Origin of the sequence: Nocardioides pocheonensis, assembly GCF_003725535.1 — a bacterium.
In the GTDB taxonomy this organism is placed as follows: Bacteria; Actinomycetota; Actinomycetes; order Propionibacteriales; family Nocardioidaceae; genus Marmoricola; species Marmoricola pocheonensis.
In genome coordinates this window covers 148419-169732 of record NZ_RJSF01000044.1, presented here as the reverse complement: position 1 = coordinate 169732, position 21314 = coordinate 148419, and the positions used below count along the sequence as shown (strand labels likewise).

The following is a 21314-nucleotide window of genomic DNA, read 5'->3' as shown; positions in this document are numbered from 1 at the left end:
GGTTGAGCAAGCCCGCGGGTGAGCTCGCGAACCCGCGACGGCGGGCCGAAACCTCAGCCTGCGGCGGGCTTCGTGGCACCGGGTCAGGGTGTTCGCCGGGCAGCTGATCGGGGGTGGCCGGTGCCGGGTGCGCCCACGAGCCGACCACCCGTTGCGCCGGTCCTGCCCTCGTCGCACGCTCCTCGGGGAGGACCGGCTGCACGGAGGCCAGGCCCATCCACGGCTCGCGGGCGCCCCCGTCCCCGTCCACCCGAGAGCCGCCCGCCCGGGCCGGGCATGATGCCTTCCATGAGCGACACCGCCGACAGCCCCGTCCTCGTCGTCCGCGACGACCACGTCCTGCTGGTCAGTCTCAACCGTCCCGAGGCACGCAACGCGGTGAACGGGCCGCTCACCCAGGCGCTCGGGACGGCGTTCGAGGAGGCCGAGCAGGACCCCGAGATCCGCGCGGTCGTGCTCACGGGCGCCGGGCAGGTGTCGTTCTGCGCCGGCGCGGACCTCAAGGCGATCGCCCGCGGGGAGAGCCTCAACCCGCCGGGCACGGAGGCCTGGGGGTTCGCCGGGGTGGTGAACCACCCGATCAGCAAGCCGGTGGTCGCCGCGGTCAACGGCACTGCCTTCGGCGGCGGCACCGAGCTGGTGCTCGCGGCGGATCTCGCGATCGCCGCCGAGACCGCCACCTTCGGCCTGCCCGAGGTACGCCGGGGGCTGATCGCCGCGGCCGGCGGGCTCGTCCGGCTGCCCGACCAGCTGCCGCGCAAGGTGGCGATGCGGATGATCCTGACCGGTGCGCCGATCGACGCCGCGACCGCGCTGCGGTGGGGGCTGGTCAACGACGTCGTGCCGGTCGACAGCCTGCTGGAGTCGGCGCTCGGGCTCGCGCACCAGATCGCGGCCAACGCCCCGCTGGCGGTGCAGGCCAGCAAGCGCGTCGCCCAGGGCATCCGCGACGGGTCGGTGCCGCGGGAGGCCGACGCCTGGGCGGCCAGCGACCGCGAGATCGTGGCGCTGATGTCCAGCGAGGACGCCCTCGAGGGGCCGTTGGCGTTCGCCGAGAAGCGCGACCCGGTCTGGAAAGGCCGCTAGGTCCGACCTCCCGAACGGTCAAGCAGGCGCCGGCGATCGGACCAGACCAGCTGGCTCGTCGTGGGGCGGTCCGGCCCGCTCACGCTCGTTCCGGCGCACAATCGACGCGCGGGGACGACGCCCAGGGTGCACGATTTTTCCGAATTGACCGTATCCGGGGCGGTGCTGCCTCGTTGACCTCGGTGTCCGACCCACCCGAAGGAGGCAGCCATGCAGCTCGTCGACGTGACCCTCACGCCGCTGCAGCGTCGTACCGGCGCGGTGTGGCTGCCCTGGCACCAGCTGGCCGCCCAGCAGCGTGGCCGCGGCGACCGGGTGCGGGTGCTCTCGCCCGGCGACGACGTGATGCTGCGGTTCGAGGACGGCTCGGTGCAGCGCGGCTGGGTGATGCGCAACGCCACCGCCGGCGACGAGGGCGCCTACGTGATCCTCTTCGGCCGTGCCGTCGGTCGTCGGGCGCCGGTCTCGCCGCAGCGCCGTCCCGAGCCCCGGGTCGAGGAGGTCGTGGTCGAGGACGTCCGGATCCAGGACGTCCGGGTGCGCGTGGTGCCGCCCCAGCGCGAGCGCCGTCGGGTGAACCTCTACCTCTGAGCCGGACCTGACCTTCGTCCTGCGTCACCGGGTTTCCCGGACGCCGCCGAAGCCGGCGTGATCCCCTTCGGGTGTGCCCGGACACCGCAAGCTCACCGCCGTCATCGGCGCGTTCGTGCTGCTCTGGGTGATCGGCCGGGCCGCCCAGCAGCACCCGACCGCGGGCTCCGCAGCGAACCCGAGCCCGACCGCCGCCGCGGAGTCCCCGGCGAGCCCGTCTGCCACCTCGCCGTCGGCCCACCCGTCACGCGCCGGTACGCCGACCGCGACCACGCGGCCGACCAGGGTGGCTCCCGGGACGGCGCTCGCGGTGCTGGCCACGCTGCCGGTCAAGGGCCGCGCGCCGATGACCGGCTACCGCCGCGAGGAGTTCGGCCAGGCCTGGCTCGACGCCGATCGCAACGGCTGCGACACCCGCAACGACATCCTGCGCCGTGACGTGCGATCCGCCGTGCTCGACCCCCGCACCCACGGCTGCGTGGTGCTCACGGGCGTGCTGCCCGACCCCTACCTCGGCCGGGACGTGCCGTTCCGGCGCGGCGCCGGCGACGAGGTCGACATCGACCACGTGGTCGCGCTCGGCAACGCCTGGGCCACCGGCGCGGCGCGGTTCGACATCCGCACGCGCGCGGCCCTGGCGAACGACCCGCTGGGCCTCCTCGCCGTCGACCTGCACACCAACCGGTCCAAGGGCGACGGCGACGCGGCCACCTGGCTGCCGCCGTACAAGCCGTTCCGGTGCGCGTACGTCGCCCGCCAGATCGCGGTGAAGGCGAAGTACGGCCTCTGGGTCACCCCGGCCGAGCGAGCGGCGATGTCTCGTGTGCTCGCTTCCTGCCCGGGCCGCCAGGTGCCGGCGGACGTCACGCACGCGCCGACCCGGGTCGACCAGAAGGTCGAGGAGCCGGCTCCGGCCGCGGCCGCGAGTCCGCGCGCGCTGGTCGGCGGCTCGACGTACTACGCCAACTGCGACGCCGTCCGCGCCGCCGGTGCCGCGCCGATCCACGTCGGCGATCCCGGCTACAGCCGCCGGCTCGACCGCGACGGCGACGGGGTCGGCTGCGAGTAGCGGCCCAGGACCAGGCCCAGGACCAGGCGCCGGATCAGGCGGCCGGGCGACGTCCCGTGACGAGCTCGACCGACAGCGTGCCGTAGCGGTTGCGCACCCACCGCAGGGCGTCGGTCGTGGTCGGGAAGGTGACCGCCCAGGGCGTCGGCACCGGCGCCATCGTGCCGACGGGGTGCACGGTCGGGGTGTAGCCGCCGGTGGGGTGCCGCTGCAGGGTGCAGACGAGGTGCCTGGTCGGCTGTGCGGCGTACGGCATGGGGTGCTCCGGTGGGTGGCGGGCTGGTCCGTACTGGACCTATCGGCCGGTGGCGCCGTGGTGTGAGCCTTCCGCGTCGATCGTGCGCAATCCGTGAGCGGCCCGGTGCCGAATCCCCTGAGGTGGTGGCCATCCCGGCCGCCCTCACTCAGGAGCCAAGGATGAAACTGTTCCGCAGCACACGAGCCCGGTTCGTCGCGGGAGTCGCCGCCCTCCTGGTCGCCGGCAGCGTCGGCGTCGCCGTCGCGGCGTCCAACCCGTCGAGCAACGCGATGAGCATGGGGCGCGGCGTCCCCGAGTTCGGCCTGACCCACGCCAACTTCAAGGGCGACACCGTCAACTTCCGCTACACCAAGGGCTTCTTCTGCGACACCGCGGTGTCCGCCCAGTCCTCCAGCGGCTGTGAGGTCGGCGCGAAGTTCGTCAACGCCCCCGCGAAGGACTTCGACCCCCTGTACGTCGTGGTGCCGCTCGGCTTCACGGTGAAGCAGATGCGCATGGAGTGCCCCGCGAAGCTGGTCTGCGTCGACCACCCGGGCACCCTGGACATGACCCGGATCGAGCCGGCCCTCAAGCCGCTCTACCCCAGCCTGACCGACGCGCAGCTCACGGACGCGCTGAAGAACTTCCAGACGCCCGGCCACAACCACTTCATCACGACCACCAACCAGGGTCGCGCCGAGTGGTGGGACGTGCGGGTCGTCGGTGTGACCGACAAGGCCGAGTACCACCGGATCCTGAAGAGCCAGTCGACGTCGTACCTGCTCAAGCAGGTCAAGGCCGGCAAGACCACGCCGGTCCTGCGGACCAACCTCTTCCTGTTCTTCTCCGTGCGCTGACCTGACGGAGGCGGGCCGTGCCGGCCCGCCTCCGCCACCCGGCCGAGACCCCCGAGGAGCACCACCATGACCGCCGTCGCCGCCGGCCCGCCCCCACGCACTCGTGCCCCCCACCTGCGGGGCGTCGGCTCGCGACCCCTGCGCACAGGAGACCGCGGGCTCGCGGTCGTCTGCCTCCTGGTCGGTGCCGGCGCACACGTCCCGCTGATCCCCGCGCACTGGCAGGAGGCCCGGTACGCCGGCGTCGCCTTCGTGATCTTCACCGTCGCCAGCCTCGCCCTGGCCGTCGTCGTGGCAGGGCACGACACCGTCGCGGTCTGGGCCGGCGTCGTGGTGCTCGAGGTGCTCGCGATCACCGCCTACGTCGTCACCCGCACCGTCGCCCTGCCACGCCTCGGCGACGACGTCGGCAGCTGGCTCGAGCCGCTGTCCTTCCCCGCGCTCGCCGCCGAGCTGATCGCGGTGGTGGTCGCGGTGTCGGTCCTGGTCCGCGCCCGGGCCATGGGTGAGACGACCGCGGCCTGAGCCGAGCAGGAGATTCCTCCGGCCGCGTTGTCGTGTCCCGCCGGTCGCGTTCGTGGAGAGGTCACAGACCGCACCACGACCCGGAAGGATCTCCACCATGGCCACCATCCGAGCCCACGAGTTCATCTCCCTCGACGGCGTCTTCGAGTCACCGTCCTGGACCGCCGAGTTCGGCTTCGACCCCGCGATGGGCGAGACCCTCGCCGCGGTCACCGGAGACTGCGACACGATCCTGCTCGGCCGCACGACGTACGAGATGTTCGCCCCGGCCTGGCGCGACCGCACCGTGGAGGACGACCCCGGGGCGCCGTTCTTCAACGACACCGAGAAGATCGTGGTGGGCGCCCAGCAGCCGAGCGAGGAGTGGGCCCACACCACCCGCTTCGGCGCGTACGACGCCGACCGGCTCCGTGAGCTCAAGGACTCGCGCGAGGGCTCGATCTACATCTCGGGCAGCGGCCGGCTCGTGCGCGGCCTGATCGCCGACGGCCTGCTCGACGAGCTGCACCTGTTCGTCTACCCCGTCGCGCTCGGTGCCGGCGAGCGCCTGTTCGCCGACCAGCGGACCAGGCTGACGCTGACGGCGACCGACGTCTACGACAACGGCGTCGTCCACCACTGCTTCCGCCCGGCCGACTGAGGGCCGCTACGCCAGGACGGACGCGAGGCCGAACCCGGCGAGCGCGGCGCCTACCCCGGCGACCAGGCTGATCACCACGTTGGCCGCCGCGAAGCCGCGGGCACGCTCCTCGAACAGGCGGAGCGTCTCGTAGCTGAACGTGCTGTAGGTGGTCAGCGCACCGCACAGCCCGGTGCCGACCGCGAGGCTCACCTGCGCCGGCACGTGACCGCCGAGCCCGACCAGGACGCCGAGCACGAGGGAGCCGACCACGTTGACCGTCAGCGTGCCCCAGGGCATCACCGAGTCGTGGCGCGCCTGCACGAACCGGTCAGTGAGGTAGCGGGCCGGCGCGCCGACGGCCGCGCCCAGACACACCCAGGCGAACGCCGCGGGGTCGCTCACGGCTGCTCGGCCGGCCGGAAGCGGTGCGCGACCACCGCGACGTCGTCGACGACGGCGAGTCCGTCGCCGAGCACCTCCTCGATCTCCGGGAGGAAGGCGTCGATCCGCTCGGGGGTGTCGATGATGACCACCACCACGGGCAGGTCCTCCGACAGCGAGAGCAGCCGCGAGGTGTGGACGCGGGGCGATCCTGCGCCGAAGCCCTCGATGCCGCGCACCGCGCTGGCGCCGGCGAGCCCGGCCCGGTGGGCCCGGTGCACGATCTCGGTGTAGAGCGGCTTGTGGTGCCAGGTGTCGTCCTCGCCGAGGAAGACGGTCAGCCGACGGGCGGTTCCGGTCAGTGTCATCGTGCTGCCTTTCGCTGGGCTCAACGGGACGCGGCGCGACGGGAGCGCGCTCGACGGGACAGGGCGGCCCGCGCGCGATGGCCGGCGCGGGCGGTGAACACGCCGAGGGCGACGGCCACCAGGGCCAGGGCCGGCGTGAGCAGGAGGTAGACCAGGGACAGCCCCGGCCGGCCGTGGGCCCAGAGGGTGCGGGTCTGCACGGCGTACGTCGAGAAGGTGGTGTAGCCGCCGAGCACACCGACGCCCAGGAACGGACGCAGCAGCGGGTGCGCCCGGCCGACCTCGACGACCTGCACCATCAGCATGCCGATCAGCAGGCACCCGGAGGCGTTCGTGACCAGCGTCGCCCAGGGCAGCGCCGTCGGGCCGGCGGGCCAGGTGAGCTCGAGGGCGTGGCGGGCGGACGCGCCGAGCATGCCGCCGAGCGCGACCACGGGCAGCACCCACCGGTGGGCGGTCCACTCGCGGCGCTGGCCCCGCACGTGCAGGTCGATGTCGGGGTCGACCGGGTCGGGCACGTGCGCCGGGTGGGAGTCTGCGCGGGAATCTGCGCGGGGATCGGACATGGTGCACCTACCTTCGCAACCGGACCTCACGAGGTAGGGACTGTTGGCAGCTGCGCTGCGGTTGTCGGCGAGCCCCACCGCCATCGCGGCCGAGTGTAGCGACACCGCGGCTCGGATCGGGCGCGGGTGGTTTCGAGGCTCGCAGGCTCGCACCTCAACCGCCGGATCGCTGGTTGAGGTGCGGTTGCGCAGCAACCGCCTCGAAACCCGGTGACCTCGATGCAGACCCGGCTCGGACCGGGCGTGGGTGGTTGCGAGGCTCGCCGGCTCGCACCTCAACCACCGCGGGATGGCTGGTTGAGGTGCGGTTGCGCAGCAACCGCCTCGAAACCCGGTGACCTGGCGCTCTCTGATGACCTAGCGCACCGACGACTCCGACGGCTCCGCCCCGGGAGCCACGCCACGCCGGATCCGCAGCGCGGGCACGAGTGCGGGCACGCGGGCGGCGTACGCGTCGTAGGCGCTGCCGAACGTGCGTCGCAGGTCGCGCTCCTCGAAGGCGATCCCGACGGCGACGTAGCCGGTGGACGCCGCCGCGAACAGCAGGTGTGACGCGCTCATCCGGGGCGTCGCCCAGAACGCCAGCAACAGCCCCGTCATCAGCGGGTGGCGCACCACCGCATGGAGCCCGCCGACCTGAAGGGCATCCTCGCCCGCGTCGCGGGGAGCTGCCCAGCCGGCCTGGCGCAGCCCGACGAGCTCGAGGTGGTCGACGGCGTACGTCGAGACGATCGCGAGCAGCCACCCTGCGGCGTACAGCGCCCAGAGCAGCACCCCGGCCGGGCCGCCGACGTGCCAGACCCGGCCGCCCCACGGCTCCCAGGACGCGAGCAGGAGGACGAGGCAGACGTCGGTGGCGAGCACGTACGTCGTGCGCCCCAGCGCCGCGGGGATGCGGCGGCCCAGCCAGGCCTTCACCGGCCGCCGGGCCATGACGGAGTGCTGCAGCGCGAACAGCAGCAGCAGGGCGAGGTCGACGACCACGGCTCGGGGTGCGGTCGTGCGGACCGGGCCGTCGATCGTCCTCGGGACGAGGACGCCGGCGAGGAACGCGATCGTCCAGGCCGTGATGGCGAGGAACCCGACCCAGGCGACGGCGGAGAGGGCGAGCTGTGTGGGGCGACGGGACATGGCTCCATCGTCGGCGTGCGCGGGCGGACCGCGCAGCCGTGGAACTACCGCACTTCGGGGTGGGTGGCGACGTGCCAGGCGGCGACCTGGGAGCGCGAGCGGAACCCCAGGCGCAGCCGGATCCGTTCGACGTGCGACTCGGCGGACCGCTCGGTGATGCCCAGCCGCTGGGCGATCTCGCGGTTGGTGAGGCCGTCGGCCACGAGCGCGGCGACCTCGGCCTGCCGGGGAGTGAGCCCGGTGGGCACGCCTCTCCTCAGCGTCGGCAGGCCGAGGAAGCCGCGGATCTGGGCCACCACGGACTCGGCGTCGCCGATGGCGGGCAGGTGTGAGCGGCCGTCGAGCTCGACCAGCTCCGCGGAGGGGATCGCGTCGGCGAGCACGCGGCTCTGCGCGAGTGGAGCGGCCCGGTCTCCCCGCCTGGCGAGCACGAGGGTTGGCGTCTGGATGCGCGGCAGCGTGGTTCGGACGTCGAGCGCGTAGGCGAGCCGGAGCAGCGCGACCGCGGTCTCGGCGGACGACGCTGCCCGCTGGTAGCGCGCGATCGCGGCCCGCGTGCCGGCATCGGCGTCGGGTGCGAAGACGTCGGTGAGCAGGTCGGAGCCCAGGCCCCAGTGGGTCGCGAGCAGGCCGAGGATGTGGCGTCGGCTGTCCTCGTCGCCGATCGCGGCGCCCTCGGCCCACCCGCCGTAGAGCACCAACCGGTCGACGGTCTCGGGCCGGTCGGCGGCCCACTGCGCCGCCACGGCCGCGCCCAGCGACCAGCCCAGCAGGTCGAAGCGGGTCATCCCGACCGCCTCGGTCACCGCGCCGATCGTGGCGAGCTCGAGGGCCAGGTCACGCGGTCCGTCGTACGGGTCGGAGAGGCCGCAGCCGGGCCGGTCGTAGCGCACGAGCGTCCGTCCGGACGCCAGCGCCTCGTGGAACCTCCGCTCCACCGGGATCGCCCAGCCGAGCTCGAGGTGGCTGAGCCAGCCGGGCGCCACGAGCAGGAACGGACCGCTGCCCGTCACGGCGTACGCGACGCGACCGCCGCCGGGCAGGTGCGCCGTCCCCAGGCGCTGCTCCGGTGCAGGCACGGCACCAGTCAACCCCACGGGGGCCCCGATCGTCGGTTGCCCGCGTCAGGCCTCGCGCGGCGGGGGCAGCACGCAGAAGTCGTTGCCCGACGGGTCGGTGTAGGACCGCCACGGGAGCTCGCCCCACTCCGGATGGTGCTCCCGTGCACCGCCGTGCTCGGCGATGGCCGCCTCGACCGTGTCGGCGTCCTCCCCTGCCTCGAGGCGCACGTCGAGGTGGATCCGGTTCTTGGCCGCGCTCTTCGGCGCCGACTGACGGCGCAGCTCGAGCACCGGGCCGCGCAGCGAGGGGTGCCGCAGGGTCGCGGTCGCGCCGCGCCCGGTGACGGTCCAGCCGGTCAGCCAGGCCCAGAACTCCGCGTCGCGCTCCGGGTCGGCGGAGTCGAGCGCCAGCGCCACGAGCGGCCCCGTGCCGTCGTACGCCGCGTCGTCTCCCCGGCCGAAGGGGTTCCCCTCGGGGTCGTCGAGCAGCTCCGCAGACTCCGGCTCCGCACCGGCGTCGCGGCGTCGCGCGCCCAGCCCGAGCAGCCGGTCCGCCTCGCCACCGCCGTCACCGAGCTCCAACCGGAGCCGGTGCGCAGCGGTGGCCGGGTCGGGCACCCGCTGGAAGCACAGGTCGAGCACGGGCCCGTCCCCGACGGTCAGCCGCGTCTCGTAGCCCTCCGGTTCGTCGGTGAGCGGCTCGCAGCCGAGCGCCTCCTCCCAGAACCGGCCGAGCCGCTGCGGCTCGCGTGCGTCGAAGACCACGTTCTCCAGGTACATGGCCCCACCGTAGGACCCCGGTGCCAGTCGTTTTCCGTCCCGCCGGGCCGCCCGTGACCTTCGCCCCTGACGCGGGGAGCGGGCGGGTGCTGTGCTGGTGCGGGGCGAGGAGCCGGGGGTGAGGAGCATGGACGGATCACGGCGTACGGCGTGGGTGGACCTCTACTGGCTCCCGGTCGGGGCCGGCGGCTGGTTCGTGCGGCGGAGCAGCCGCCTCTACGAGCTGTGGTCGGCGCGCCGTGAGCATCGCGCACCCGCCGATCTCTACCACTCCGGGCTGATGGTCGGCCTCGACGGCACGACGTACGCCGTCGAGATGGGCCCGGTCTGGAACGTGCCCGACACCGACCGCGGCGTGCTGGTCGAGGGGCCGGTCGGGTCGAGCCGGCTCGGCCGTCTGCGCGCGTTCCGCTACGAGCTGCGCTGCTGGCCGGGTGGGCGGATCCCGGACGTCGACGAGGCCGTCGACAGCCCGGTGCACCTGACCGACGACACCGCCACGGTCGCGGCCGTGCTCGACGCGCTGCGCCAGGTGCCGGCGCTGACCTGGGGCCGCGACGAGCTCGGCGCCGGGGACATGTGGAACTCCAACTCGGCCGTCTCCTGGGCCCTCGCCCGCACCGGCCACCGCATGGACGCGATCGCGCCCCCGCGCGGCGGCCGAGCTCCGGGATGGATTGCCGGCCTCGTCCTCGCCGACCGGCAGTCGCGCGCGCACACCCAGGCCCCTCGCGAGCCGGCCTGATCCAACGGTCGCGCTACCCGGCGGCGAGCGCGGCCATCGCGATCTGCATCCCGCGGTCGTCGTACGCCGGTTCGCGCATCTGGTTGGTCGCATAGGCGACGACCAGCCGCTGCGTCGGGTCGATCATCACCAGCGCGCCGCCCCAGCCGCCCCAGCCGTACGCGCCGCCGAGCCGGGCCCAGCCGAGCCCCCAGCTGACCGGCATGCCGAGCACCCGGTCGTCCCCGGAGGACTGCTCGGTCCAGGCGCGGTCACAGGTCTCGGGCGCGAGCAGCCGCACCGACCCGACGGTGCCGCCGCACGCCATCACCGACTGCACCAGTGCCACCGAGCGTGCGTTGCCGACGCCACCGGCGGCCGGGATCTCCGAGCGGCGCCAGGGCACGCTGTTGGCGTCGCGGACCGACATCGCGGTGCCTCTGCTCGGCGGGGCGTCCGGCGCCGACGAGCCGGCCGTGTAGTCCTCGCCCCGACCGGTCGGCGGGATGGTCGGCGCCACCCGGTCGTCGAGCTCGGCCGGGAGGCCGATCCAGAAGTCCGCACCAAGGGGCGCGGCGATCTCGGCCGCGAAGAAGTCGCCGACGGTGTGGCCGGTGATCCGGCGGACGAGCTCGCCGACCAGGAATCCCTGGGTGAGGGAGTGGTAGCCCACCGCCGTGCCGGGCTCCCACTGCGGAGCGGTGGCCGCGAGCCGGTCGGTCGCCGCGGTCCAGTCGTAGAGCTCCTCGACGGTGCCCTCCCAGTCGGGCAGGCCGGCCGTGTGCGCGAGCACGTGCCGGACCAGCACGCCCTGCTTGCCCGCCGCGAACTCCGGCCAGTACTCGGCCACCGGGGCGTCGGGGTCCAGCAGCCCGCGGTCCACCAGGACCAGTGCGCAGAGCGCCGCCATCGTCTTGGTGACCGAGAAGACGTTGACGAGCGTGTCCCGCTCCCACGCACGGGTGCGGCCCGGGTCGGCGAAGCCGCCCCAGACGTCGACCACCGGCTCGCCGCCGACGAACACGGCCGCCGACCCGCCGGCGTCGCCTCCCTCGAGTGACTCGGCCAGTGCCTGCGCCACTCCGGCGAACCGCTCGTCGTACACGCCCTGGAGCTCGGTCACGGCTTCATCCACCCAGAGGCCGGCCGCCGACGCAAGCGACTGCGCCGCTACTCCACCGGCTCGCCCAGCCGGTACCGGACGAACACCGGAACCGCCAGCGCAGCAGCGACGACGAGGACCACGACGAGCACGCCGCCACCGGCCGCGGTGGCCGCCGTGCCCGCGATCGCCGCGACCCCGCCGTGGGCGACGTCGGCGATGCGGGGGCCGCCGGCGACGACGACGATGAAGACGCCCTGGAGCCGGCCCCGCACGGAGTCCGACGCCGCGCTCTGGAGCATGCTCATCCGGAAGGCCGCGGACGCCATGTCGGCGGCACCGCCGATCACCAGCATCAGCACCGCCAGCGCCAGCATCAGGTGCGGGCCGGTGTCCGCGAGCGCGACGGCGAGGCCGAAGCCGACGATGGCCAGGCCCCAGACGACGATCGCGACGACGACCGCGACGCCCTGGCGCTGGACCCGGGAGACCCAGCCGGAGAAGACACCGCCGACGACCGCGCCGATCGGGATCGCCGCGAACAGCAGCGCGAACGCCAGACCGCCGCCGGCCGGCCCGCCGAAGTCGACGTGCGCGACCTCGGGGAAGAGTGCCCGGGGCATGCCGAAGATCATCGCGATCAGGTCGACCAGGAACGACATCAGCAGCACCGGGTGGCCACGCAGGTAGGACAGCCCGTCGACCACCGCGCGCAGGCCGGGCGTGCCGACCGGTCCCTCCATCGGCAGGCGGGGCAGGCGCAGCACCGCCCACAGGGTGGCGAAGAGGCTGAGGGTGTCGGCGAGGTACAGCCAGGAGAAGCCGACCAGCGGGATCAGCGCGCCGCCGACCATCGGCCCGGCGATCGCACCGGCCTGCATCACGGTCATGTTCAGCGAGTTCGCTGCCGGCAGCTGGGTGACCGGCAGCAGCCGGGGAAGCACGGCGCTGCGGGTCGGCTGGTTCACCGCGAAGAACGCCTGCTGCACCGAGAAGAGCCCGAGCAGCAGCCACACGCTGCCCACGTGCAGCGCGGCCTGGAGCCAGAACCCCGCGCTGGTCGCGATCAGCCCGGCGGTCGTGAACTGGAGGATCGTGCGTCGGTCCATCACGTCGGCGAGCGCCCCGCCCCAGAGCCCGAAGACGACCAGCGGCACCAGGCCGAACAGCCCGGTCAGGCCGACGTACGCCGAGGAGCCGGTGAGCGCGTAGATCTGCGCCGGCACCGCGACGACGGTCAGCTGGGCGCCGATGACCGTGACGATGTTCGCCGACCAGAGCCGGCGGAAGTAGGGGTTGCGCAGCGGGGTCGTGTCCGCCAACAGGCCCCGGATCTGCACCGGGGAAGGCTACGCCTCGCCCCCGACGGTGGTCCGGCCGGTGCCGCGACGAGTTGAACGTGGGTGCCCCGTCTGGTCGGATCGGCGCATGACCTCTCGGCCCCTGTCCTCCCGCCACCTCGTGCTGAGCCTGCTGCTGGTCGGCGGGCTGCTGCTCACGGGCTGCGGCTTCTTCGACAAGGGAGCCGATGCCCGCAAGGCCGCCGAGAAGCTCGCGACCGCGCTGCACAAGGGTGACGTGAGCGCGGTGAAGTTCACCTCCGCCGGCGCCGCGAAGAGCTACGCCGCGGTCGCCAAGACGCTCGACCACCCCGCGAAGGTCAGCGTCGACCAGGTCACCCGGTCCGGCGACAAGGCCGACGTCCGGCTGAACTGGAGCGTCGACCTCGGCGGCCAGACCTGGAAGCACCAGACCCACGCCCGCCTGCTCGACCAGGGCGGCGCCTGGCGGGTCGAGTGGAAACCGTCGATCCTCGAGAAGTCGCTCGCCGCTGGGGAGACCTTCCAGGTCGCGCGGGTCAAGGCCGAGCGCGGCAACATCCTCGGCCGCGACGACACCCCGCTGGTGATCCCGCGGGACGTGATCCGGTTCGGCATCGACCGCAGCCAGGTCGACCCCGCCGCCGCCCCCGACTCGGCGCGACGGCTCGCCACCCTCGTCGGGGTCAGCCCGGACCCGTACGTCGCAGCCGTCACCAAGGCCGGCCCGAAGGCCTTCGTGCAGGCGATCGCGATGCGTCGCGACGGCTCGACCAGCGACCTGCTCGGCAAGGTCGGCGCGATCCCCGGAGCGCGCGGCATCGCCGACCAGCTGCCGCTGGCGCCCACCAAGGCGTTCGCCGCCGCGATCCTCGGAACCGTCGGCCCGGCCACCAAGGAGCTGATCGACAAGAGCGACGGGCGGCTGCGCGCCGGCGACGACGCCGGCCTCTCCGGCCTCCAGCTCCGGTACGACGCGCAGCTCGGCGGGACGTCCGGGGTGAAGGTGTCCGCCGTACCTGCCACGGCGAAGGCCGGGGAGCAGGCCGGCGAGCCGCGCACGCTCTACGAGGTCGACCCGGTGCGCGGACAGGACCTGCACACCACCCTCGACCCGAGGCTGCAGCAGAAGGCCGACGACCTCCTCGCCGGCGTCGCCCCGGCCAGCGCCGTGGTGGCGATCCAGCCGTCGACCGGAGCGATCCTCGCCGCCGCCAGCGGCCCCGGCTCGAAGGGCTACAACTCCGCGACCTTCGGCCGCTACGCCCCCGGGTCGACGTTCAAGGTGGTCAGCGCACTCGCCCTGCTCCGGGCGGGGCTCACCCCGGCCTCGCCGGTCTCCTGCACGCCGACGCTCGTCGTCGACGGCAAGAAGTTCAAGAACTACTCCGACTACCCGGCCGACCGACTCGGCCGGATCAGCCTGCGCGACGCGCTCGCCAACTCGTGCAACACCGGCTTCATCTCCCAGCACACCAAGCTGCAGGGCAGCGACCTCGCCGACGCGGCCGCGGCCCTCGGCGTCGGCATCGACCACGACCTCGGCTTCCCGGCGTTCTTCGGCCAGGTGCCGCCGCCGGCCAGTGAGACCGAGGGCGCCGCCGACATGATCGGCCAGGGCAAGGTGCTCGCGTCGCCGATGGCGATGGCCGCCGTGGTGGCCAGCGTCGCCAAGGGCGAGACCGTCACGCCGAAGCTGGTCACCGGCACCGCCGAGCACGGCCTGGCCACGCCGAGCGCGAGCCCGAGCGGCAGCCCCGGCGCGAGCACGGGCTCCAGCCCCTCCGTAGCCCCGGCGCACCCGCTGACCGCTGCCGAGGCCGAGCAGCTTCGGGGCATGATGCGGGCCGTCGTGGCCGTGGGGTCGGGCACGCTGCTGCAACCGCTCCAGCCGCCGGCGGTGATCGCGAAGACCGGCACGGCGGAGTACGGCAGCCCCGGCCCCGGTGGCTCCCTGCCCACCCATGCCTGGATGATCGCCGCCCAGGGCGACCTCGCGGTCGCGGTGTTCGTCGACACCGGTGAGTCGGGCTCGCACACGGCAGGCCCCATCCTCAAGGCGTTCCTGCAGGCCGCGAAGGGCTGACCCCGACCCGGCGTCCGGGTCCGCCCCGGGGCTAGTTCGCCGCGGCCGTCGCCGGGGCGGTGGGGTCGGAGACCGACTTCGGGAAGCTCGCCGCGTCGATGGTGGCGTCGGTGATCACCACGGGGTGGTCGGTCATCCAGGCCACGAGGCCGCTGCGGTCCTCGTGGTAGTTGCTGAACTGCACGCCCTGGGAGCCGGCGATCCAGTCGATCCGGAAGCCGGGGATCGAGCAGCCGGAGCCGCCGAACGCGGTCGCGGCCGCGGCGACGAGGTCACCGGCCGGGGCGACCGAGCAGAACCACGGGCCCCGGTCGTTCATGTCGCCGGTCACGAAGATCGGGTAGCCGTCGTTCTTCAGCTGGCTGAACAGCCCGACCTCGAGGTCGGTCGCGGCTGCCCGCCAGCGGCCCTGCTTGCCGAACTCGGCGGTGTCGGCGGGGTTGTGGAAGTTGGTGAAGTACGCCGTGATCCCGGTCTGCTTGTTGCGCAGCAGCAGGATCGGCATGTTGCGCGGGTTGCCGCCGAAGTAGGGGATCGAGATCGTGTCGGCCTTGACCAGCTCCCAGGTGTCGAGCCGGTAGGCGATGGAGTTCTCGCCGTCGCCGCTGCGCAGCTCGTTGCCGGGGTAGAGCGCGTAGCGGCCGCCGGTCGCGTTCATGAACGCGCCGCGCTGGTCGCCCTGCATCTCCTGGAAGCCGATCAGGTCGATGTTGTTGTCCATGACGTACTGCCCGGCGCGGGCGGTCCGGGCCGACCCCGGGGCCTTCTGCTTGCGGCGCCCGCCCTTGTGGGTGTGCGAGCTGCCGAGTGCGTTGAAGGTCGCCATCCGGAACGTGAGCACCGGGGGCGCGGCGCGGCGAGGGTTCGGCCGGTCGACCAGCACCTGGCCGGCGACCGGGGTGGCCTCGGCGAGCTGCTCGGCGGCCGCAGCGGCCTGGCCGGGACCGTCGGTGGGGCCGGTGGCAGAACTGGGCGACGTACCGGTCGTCGGCGTCGCCGACGGGGACGCCGAGGAGGATCCGGAGGAGAACCGGGCGGCGGGCACCTTCGCGGCCGGGGCGGACGAGCCCGGCTTGCCGGCGGCCTCGGTGTGGTGGCCGGTCAGGGCGGGCACGACGTCGCCTCCCATGAGCACGAACGTCAGCAGCCACGCCGCAGCGACGCCGCCGATCAGTGCCAGCTTCCCAACCACCGCGTTACGATATCTGAACAATTCGCCCACGCAGAATTGAACGAGGAAACTGCCCGGAAGTCACCGCAGGTCCGCCGACCAGCGCTCCTCGATCCGGGCGTACTTCCAGATCGCGACGGAGACCGCCCAGGCCGCCACGAACAGCGCGACGATCCCGTAGCCGAGGTGCTCCATGTCGAGCCCCGCCAGCCAGGCGATCGGCCCGGAGTGCAGGCCGAGCCGCTCGCTGATCAGGCCGCCGAGCGTGGCCAGGCCGATGATCAGCGCCACCGCGACCGAGAGTGCGGTGACCGTGATGTTGTAGTACACCTTGCGCACCGGCCGCGAGAACGCCCAGCCGTAGGCGATGTTCATGAACGCCCCGTCGAGGGTGTCCAGCAGGGACATCCCGGCCGCGAACAGCACCGGCAGCGTGGTCACCGCCCACCACGGCAGCTCGGCGGCGACCGCCCCGCCGGCGATCACCAGCAGGCCGATCTCGGTGACCGTGTCGAAGCCGAGGCCGAAGAGGAAGCCGGTGGGGTACATGTGCCACGGCTTGCGCACGGCCTTGGTGACCGTGCCGAGGACCCGGTTGAGGAAGCCGCGGCTGTCGAGCCGGCGCTCGAGCTCGGCCTCGTCGAAGTGGCCGCGGCGCATGTGCCGGAAGACCCGGAGGATGCCGACCAGCGCGGCCAGGTTGACCAGCCCGATCGCGACCAGGAAGACGCCGCTGATCGAGGGGCCCCAGACGTCCGCGAACTGGTGGAGCGTGGAGTGCTGGTCCTGCACGCCGCTGGCGAGCGCCCGCACGCCGAGCGCGATGCCGAGGACCATCACGAACACCACCGAGCTGTGGCCGAGGCTGAACCAGAAGCCGACGCTCATCGGCCGCTGCCCGTCGCTCATCAGCTTGCGCGTGGTGTTGTCGATCGCGGCGATGTGGTCGGCGTCGAAGGCGTGCCGCATGCCGAGGGTGTACGCCGTGAGGCCCAGCCCGACGCCGAGCACGCGGCCCCCGACCTCGTAGCCACCGGGGGCGACCACGCCGAGCAGGAGGCCCCAGCCCACGGCGTGGAGCAGGGCGACGAAAGCGAGGCAGCGCCAGAGGGCGACGCGTTGCTCGCGCGTGACCCGGGTGCGGCCGGGGGCGGCCGACTGCTCACGCTGCTGGGTCACGCGATCGACCCTAGTTGGGCCGCGGCGCTAGTTGCAAACCATTCGCAACAAGCGTCCTCGGTGGGTGTGCCCGGAGACCTCCGGGCGCGGCCGCCCCGAGCGGCGGCCGCGATCCGGAGGTCAGGACACGCGGACCAGCGCGGGCCTCCTCTGGGTCAGCACCGTGCCGAGCCCGAGCAGGAGCAGGCCGAGCAGCGCCAGCCAGAGGAGGGCCCCCGAGAGACCCGTGCTCGGCAGCACCGTCGCTCCCGGGCCGGAGACGCCCTGCGACACGTTGGTCGCCGGGCCACCGGCCGGCCCGCTCACGACGCCACCGGTGGGCGGCGAGACGACACCCGTGCCCGGCGTACCGCCGGAGGTGCCGCCGCTGCTCGATCCGCTGGTCGAGGTGTCGGTGTTGCCCTGCCCGACCACGGTGACCTGGTTGCCGGAGGTGTCGACCGGCACCTGCACGTCGATCGGGGTCTGGTTGCCCGAGCCGATGCCGCCGGCCCCGGTCGTGGTCCCACCGGTGCTGCCGCCACCACCGGTGCTCGATCCACCGGTCGAGGTGAGGGTGTTGTCCTGCCCGATGACCGTGACCTGGTTGCCGGTCGCGGCGATCGGCGCCGCGACACCGATGCCGGTCTGGTTGCCCGACAGGATGGCGTTCTGCCCGGAGGTGGTCGGAGCCCCCGTCGAGCTACCGCGGCCGCCCGTGGTGGAGCCGCCGATCGACGTGAGCGTGTTGTCCTGGCCGATCACGGTCACCTGGTTGCCGGAGGCGTTGATCGGGGCCTGGACGCCGAGGGCGGTCTGGTTGCCCGAGCCGATGCCGGACTGCCCGGAGGTGGTCGGTGCACCCGCGCTACCGGCTCCCGAGGTGGGAGCCGTGGTCGAGCCGCCGAGCGAGCTCAGCGTGTTGTCCTGACCGATCACGGTCACCTGGTTGCCGGAGACGTTGATCGGCGCCTGGACGCCGACCGCGGTCTGGTTGCCCGACAGGATCCCGCCGAACCCGGTGGTCGTCGGCGAGCCGGCCGATGAGCCCGTGCCCGCCGTCCCACTGCCGCTCGACGTACCGGCGACGGACTGGGTGGTGTTGTGCTGCCCGATCACGGTCACCTGGTTGCCGGAGACGTTGACCGGCGCCTGGACGCCGACCCCGGTCTGGTTGCCCGAGCCGATGCCCGACTGCCCCGAGGTCGTCGGGTGACCCGGCGGTGTGCTGTGGGTCGTGCTCGCTCCCGTCGCGTGGGTGGTGTTGTCCTGCCCGACGACGGTCACCTGGTTGCCGGTCGCGTTCACCGGTGCGTGCACCGAGAGGCCGGTCTGGTTGCCGGACCCGATGCCGCCCTGGCCCGAGGTCGTCGGACTGCCGGACGAGCTGCCGGAGCCGCCGCCCGACGTGCTCGAGGACGCGCTGGTGGACGTGGTGTGGTTGCGCTGCCCGATCACGGTGATCTGGTTGCCGGACAGGTTGATCGGGGCCTGGACGTCGGCCCCGGTCTGGTTGCCGGACAGGATGCCGTTCTGTCCGGTGGTGGTGGGGCCACTGCCGTCGGCGGAAGCCGCCTCCGAGAGCCCGATGCCGAGGAGCACGATGCCCCCGGTGATTCCGACCGCGCACAACGCGCGGCGTAGCCATGCATTCATGAGTTCTCCTGGTGATTGAGGATTCGAGCGCCCGCGCCGGTGGCGCGGGGTCGTGCCGCCCGCACCGTCGGTGCGAGCGGGCGGACCTCAATCCGGAGAGCAGCCGGGCGGGTAGACCGGGTCGGGGCGGAGCGCGGCGCGGTCGAGGACACGACGGCGCCGCAGTGCGGTCGTGGGGAGGAGCAGGAGCCCGCCCAGGGCGGCCAGCGAGCCGGCGGGCGCGCTGCCGGTGCCGGGAAGGACCGGAGCGCTCGGGCCGGCCGGGACTCCCGGACGGTCGCTGCCGGGCGCCCGGGACGGGCCGGCTGAATGGTCGGCCGACGCGGTGTCGGCGACGGCGTACGACGCCGCCTGCTGGTGGTCGGCGGACGCGGCGGAGTGGACGTGCTGCAGGGCCCGAATCCCTTGCTGCACAGGCGTTTCGGCCACCGCGGTGGCCGTCGGAGCGGCCTGCGGGGTGACGACGCCGAGCGTCGGCTGGACGGCGGTCTGCACGGTCCGGACGGTGTGGTCGAGGGTGTCGGCGACCGCGGTCGTGGTCTTCGTCAGGCTCGGCTCGAGGGCCGTCGTCACGGTGCGGATCGTCGACCGCACCGGCTCCGGAGCAGTGCTCGTCGCCCGCGTGACCGAGTCGGTCAACCTGCGTGGCGCGCTACGGAGCGTGGTGGTCGCGGTGGTGGTCGTTCGAGTCATCACCGTCTGGGTCGTCTGCCCGAGCGGCTTGGGCTGGGCGTGGACGACCGGCCTGGGCAGCGAGTCGCCGGAGGAGGCGCTCGCCGCGTCCGCGGAGCCGCCGGAGAAGAGCAGCCACCACGCGAATGCGGCGCCCACCAGGAGCAGGGCACGCCGGGCATGCCGCAGCACCTGAGGTGCGGCAAGGGCTGCCGTGACGTGCTGCATGGGAGGGACTTCCGGTCGGGTGCACTTCCGGTCTCCTGCCCCATACCCCGCGCCGCCGGTCACCAAACGGGGCCGAAGGTCCCTGCGTGGCGGAGGTTCAGGCGGGCACGCGGTCCTCCGGACAGCCCGCGCCACCCTGCTCGTGGAGGGCGAGCAGGCGCAGCACGCCGGCGTGCCGGGCCTGCAACCGGCGCCACTGCTGGTCGAGGACCGCCTCGGGAAGGTGGGTGTCGAGCTGCGCGCGCCGGGCCTGACGCCAGCGGTGGCTCAGCGCGGAGGCGAGCGCGTCGCGGTCGCCGAAGATCGCGGCGTACTCGGCCGTCCAGGGGAATTCGTCGAGCGGAGTGCCGGCGGCCAGGGCGGCGTTCGCCCGGGTCTCGATCTCCTGCAGTGCCTGCCAGCGCCGGTGGGTCTCGGTCCAGGTCATCGTCGGGCCTCTCGTCCTCGCCCAGGTCGTGGGCGTCGTTCGTGCTCTCGAACCTACGGATCCGGACGGGTCGCGACATCGCGCCGCGGGACCCTTCGGTCTCCGACCCTGGTAGGAGTCCGCGCGCGACCGCGGGGGGATGCCGAGCCGGCTGCCGCTCCCTACGCTGGTGGGCATGTACGCCGCGCCGACCGACGGCCGGACCGACCGCTGGGCCGGAGCGCTGCGGGGGGCTCCGGCGCTGCTGCGCGCACGGATCGAGGCGAACATCGCGGCCCACGGCCTGGCCTACCCGTGGTGGGTGCCGCTGATCTCGACCCTCGGCCAGCTCACCTGCGTGGTGATCGCCCTCGTCCTGCGCGACGCCGTCTGGCCCGTTGACCTGCTGGTCCTGACCGGCGTGCTGGTGCTGTGGCCGAGCGTCTTCCAGCTGGTGATCGGGCGCCTCGTGCCGTGGTGGCTCGAGGCGGCGAGCGTCGTCGCGGCGACGGCCTGGCTGCTGTCCGACCCGGTCGCCGGCGCCTCCACGTCGACGCTCACCGTGGACACCGCGCCCGCACTGCTCGCCCTGCTCACCGCCGAGACGGTGGCCCGCGAGGGCGTCCGCCTCGGGCTGGTCGCCGGGCTCCTGTCCCTGGCGGCGATCACCGTGGCCGCCGAGGCCGGCAAGCTCAGTGGCGGCCCCGTGCACATGGTCGACGTGCTGCTCGGCTTCGTGATCGGCGGCATGCTGCGTGCCCAGATGCGCGCCCTCACGGCCGAGCGCGCCGCCCGCGCCGGGGAGCGCGAGCGGGCCACCCTCGCCGAGCGCGAGCGGATCGCCCGGGAGATCCACGACCTGGTCGCCCACTCGTTGAGCGTGACCCTGCTGCACATCACGGGCGCGCGGCACGCGCTGCGCGACGCCGACGAGCACGAGGGGGCGGGCTTCGACGTGGCCGAGGTCGACGCGGCCCTCGCCGACGCCGAGAAGGTCGGCCGTCAGGCCATGGCCGACATCCGGCAGACCGTGAGCACCCTCACCGACGGGCCGTCGGCGACCCAGGCGCTGCCCGGCGCGGCCGACATCTGCGGACTGGTCGCACAGATGCAGCTGGCCGGCATGCCGGTCGAGTACGCCGAGGACGGCGACCCGGGCATGCTCGCGCACGGCACCGGTCTGGGCCTCTACCGGATCGCCCAGGAGTCGCTGGCGAACGTGGCCAAGCACGCGCCGCAGGCGACGGCGCGCGTGCGGTTCAGCGTCAGCCCGCGACGGGCCCGGCTCAGCGTGCGCAACCTGCTCCCCAGCCGCGCCGGGCACGCCGACGTGCCCATCGACGCCGGCGGCTCCGGCCTGGCCGGCATGCGCGCCCGGGCCGAGCAGCTCGGCGCGACCCTGGTGGCGGGGCCCGAGGGAGAGGACTGGGTGGTCGACGTCCGGCTCCCGCTCCACCAGCGCGACGGAGAGCTGTGGTGCGGGCGGAAGCTGCCGAGGTTGCTGCGGTGAGCGCGCC

Annotated in this window: 23 protein-coding genes; 9 read left to right on the top strand and 14 right to left on the bottom strand. The window is 73.7% G+C overall.

The genetic code is table 11. From position 1 onward, the window contains the following. Window positions 1-288: 288 nt before the first annotated feature. From EFL26_RS18010 to EFL26_RS25015, 3 genes are all read left to right on the top strand, one after another. On the top strand, window positions 289-1086 hold the full coding sequence (locus EFL26_RS18010; RefSeq protein ID WP_123224290.1) for a crotonase/enoyl-CoA hydratase family protein: 798 nt from the start codon (window positions 289-291) through the stop codon (window positions 1084-1086). 210 nt (window positions 1087-1296) lie between these two features. Next, complete coding sequence (locus EFL26_RS18005) at window positions 1297-1677, top strand: hypothetical protein (protein ID WP_123224289.1); 381 nt, start codon at window positions 1297-1299, stop codon at window positions 1675-1677. Window positions 1678-1750: 73 nt separating this feature from the next. Continuing rightward, window positions 1751-2746, top strand: a complete 996-nt coding sequence (locus EFL26_RS25015) for an excalibur calcium-binding domain-containing protein (protein WP_425464115.1) — start codon at window positions 1751-1753, stop codon at window positions 2744-2746. Between the two features lie 34 nt (window positions 2747-2780). On the opposite strand, the gene EFL26_RS17995 is transcribed toward EFL26_RS25015, so the two are convergent. Then, window positions 2781-3002 (bottom strand): hypothetical protein, encoded by a 222-nt coding sequence (locus EFL26_RS17995; RefSeq protein WP_123224288.1) that lies wholly within the window; start codon window positions 3000-3002, stop codon window positions 2781-2783. A gap of 161 nt (window positions 3003-3163) precedes the next feature. Here EFL26_RS17995 and EFL26_RS17990 point away from each other — a divergent pair, with 161 nt between their 5' ends. From EFL26_RS17990 to EFL26_RS17980, 3 genes are all read left to right on the top strand, one after another. Continuing rightward, complete coding sequence (locus EFL26_RS17990) at window positions 3164-3841, top strand: hypothetical protein (protein ID WP_123224287.1); 678 nt, start codon at window positions 3164-3166, stop codon at window positions 3839-3841. Between the two features lie 66 nt (window positions 3842-3907). Beyond that, complete coding sequence (locus tag EFL26_RS17985) at window positions 3908-4366, top strand: hypothetical protein (RefSeq protein WP_123224286.1); 459 nt, start codon at window positions 3908-3910, stop codon at window positions 4364-4366. Between the two features lie 97 nt (window positions 4367-4463). Further along, on the top strand, window positions 4464-5006 hold the full coding sequence (locus EFL26_RS17980) for a dihydrofolate reductase family protein (RefSeq protein WP_123224285.1): 543 nt from the start codon (window positions 4464-4466) through the stop codon (window positions 5004-5006). A 6-nt stretch (window positions 5007-5012) separates the two neighbouring features. Here EFL26_RS17980 and crcB read toward each other — a convergent pair whose 3' ends face one another. The 6 genes from crcB to EFL26_RS17950 all read right to left on the bottom strand — a co-directional run bounded on the left by crcB (window position 5013) and on the right by EFL26_RS17950 (window position 9275). Further along, window positions 5013-5390: a fluoride efflux transporter CrcB gene (gene crcB / locus EFL26_RS17975; protein ID WP_246000256.1), complete on the bottom strand. Its 378-nt coding sequence runs from the start codon at window positions 5388-5390 to the stop codon at window positions 5013-5015. After that, window positions 5387-5737, bottom strand: coding sequence for a DUF190 domain-containing protein (locus EFL26_RS17970; RefSeq protein ID WP_123224284.1), 351 nt, complete (start codon window positions 5735-5737; stop codon window positions 5387-5389). The genes crcB and EFL26_RS17970 overlap by 4 nt, the downstream gene beginning before the upstream one ends. Window positions 5738-5757: 20 nt before the next feature. Next, a complete protein-coding gene (locus EFL26_RS17965; RefSeq protein WP_123224283.1) occupies window positions 5758-6303 on the bottom strand; it encodes a fluoride efflux transporter FluC in 546 nt (181 codons plus the stop codon). Between the two features lie 357 nt (window positions 6304-6660). After that, window positions 6661-7434, bottom strand: a complete 774-nt coding sequence (locus tag EFL26_RS17960) for a methyltransferase family protein (protein ID WP_123224282.1) — start codon at window positions 7432-7434, stop codon at window positions 6661-6663. A 44-nt stretch (window positions 7435-7478) separates the two neighbouring features. Then, window positions 7479-8513 (bottom strand): alpha/beta fold hydrolase, encoded by a 1035-nt coding sequence (locus EFL26_RS17955; RefSeq protein WP_123224281.1) that lies wholly within the window; start codon window positions 8511-8513, stop codon window positions 7479-7481. A 45-nt stretch (window positions 8514-8558) separates the two neighbouring features. Beyond that, the gene (locus EFL26_RS17950) at window positions 8559-9275 is read right to left on the bottom strand and encodes a VOC family protein (RefSeq protein WP_123224280.1); all 717 of its coding nucleotides are present in this window, start codon (window positions 9273-9275) and stop codon (window positions 8559-8561) included. A gap of 127 nt (window positions 9276-9402) precedes the next feature. Here EFL26_RS17950 and EFL26_RS17945 point away from each other — a divergent pair, with 127 nt between their 5' ends. Beyond that, the gene (locus EFL26_RS17945) at window positions 9403-10020 is read left to right on the top strand and encodes a hypothetical protein (protein WP_123224279.1); all 618 of its coding nucleotides are present in this window, start codon (window positions 9403-9405) and stop codon (window positions 10018-10020) included. Window positions 10021-10033: 13 nt separating this feature from the next. Here the strand turns inward: EFL26_RS17945 and EFL26_RS17940 are convergent, their stop codons facing one another. Next, window positions 10034-11122 (bottom strand): serine hydrolase domain-containing protein, encoded by a 1089-nt coding sequence (locus tag EFL26_RS17940; protein WP_123224278.1) that lies wholly within the window; start codon window positions 11120-11122, stop codon window positions 10034-10036. Window positions 11123-11169: 47 nt separating this feature from the next. Then, window positions 11170-12441, bottom strand: a complete 1272-nt coding sequence (locus EFL26_RS17935) for an MFS transporter (protein ID WP_221177023.1) — start codon at window positions 12439-12441, stop codon at window positions 11170-11172. Window positions 12442-12529: 88 nt separating this feature from the next. Here EFL26_RS17935 and EFL26_RS17930 point away from each other — a divergent pair, with 88 nt between their 5' ends. Then, the gene (locus tag EFL26_RS17930; protein WP_123224277.1) at window positions 12530-14506 is read left to right on the top strand and encodes a penicillin-binding transpeptidase domain-containing protein; all 1977 of its coding nucleotides are present in this window, start codon (window positions 12530-12532) and stop codon (window positions 14504-14506) included. 31 nt (window positions 14507-14537) lie between these two features. Here EFL26_RS17930 and EFL26_RS17925 read toward each other — a convergent pair whose 3' ends face one another. The 5 genes from EFL26_RS17925 to EFL26_RS17905 all read right to left on the bottom strand — a co-directional run bounded on the left by EFL26_RS17925 (window position 14538) and on the right by EFL26_RS17905 (window position 19818). Continuing rightward, entirely contained in the window at window positions 14538-15698 is a 1161-nt protein-coding gene (locus EFL26_RS17925; protein ID WP_123224276.1) for an endonuclease/exonuclease/phosphatase family protein, read from the bottom strand. Between the two features lie 60 nt (window positions 15699-15758). Continuing rightward, entirely contained in the window at window positions 15759-16856 is a 1098-nt protein-coding gene (gene nicT / locus EFL26_RS17920; protein ID WP_123224275.1) for a Nickel transporter NicT, read from the bottom strand. 120 nt (window positions 16857-16976) lie between these two features. Next, on the bottom strand, window positions 16977-18491 hold the full coding sequence (locus tag EFL26_RS17915) for a chaplin family protein (RefSeq protein ID WP_123224274.1): 1515 nt from the start codon (window positions 18489-18491) through the stop codon (window positions 16977-16979). Between the two features lie 87 nt (window positions 18492-18578). Beyond that, complete coding sequence (locus EFL26_RS17910; protein ID WP_123224273.1) at window positions 18579-19391, bottom strand: hypothetical protein; 813 nt, start codon at window positions 19389-19391, stop codon at window positions 18579-18581. A gap of 97 nt (window positions 19392-19488) precedes the next feature. Beyond that, window positions 19489-19818: a hypothetical protein gene (locus tag EFL26_RS17905; RefSeq protein ID WP_123224272.1), complete on the bottom strand. Its 330-nt coding sequence runs from the start codon at window positions 19816-19818 to the stop codon at window positions 19489-19491. A gap of 175 nt (window positions 19819-19993) precedes the next feature. On the opposite strand from EFL26_RS17905, the gene EFL26_RS17900 reads away from it, so the two are divergent. Beyond that, a complete protein-coding gene (locus EFL26_RS17900; protein ID WP_123224556.1) occupies window positions 19994-21307 on the top strand; it encodes a sensor histidine kinase in 1314 nt (437 codons plus the stop codon). Window positions 21308-21314 lie beyond the last annotated feature (7 nt).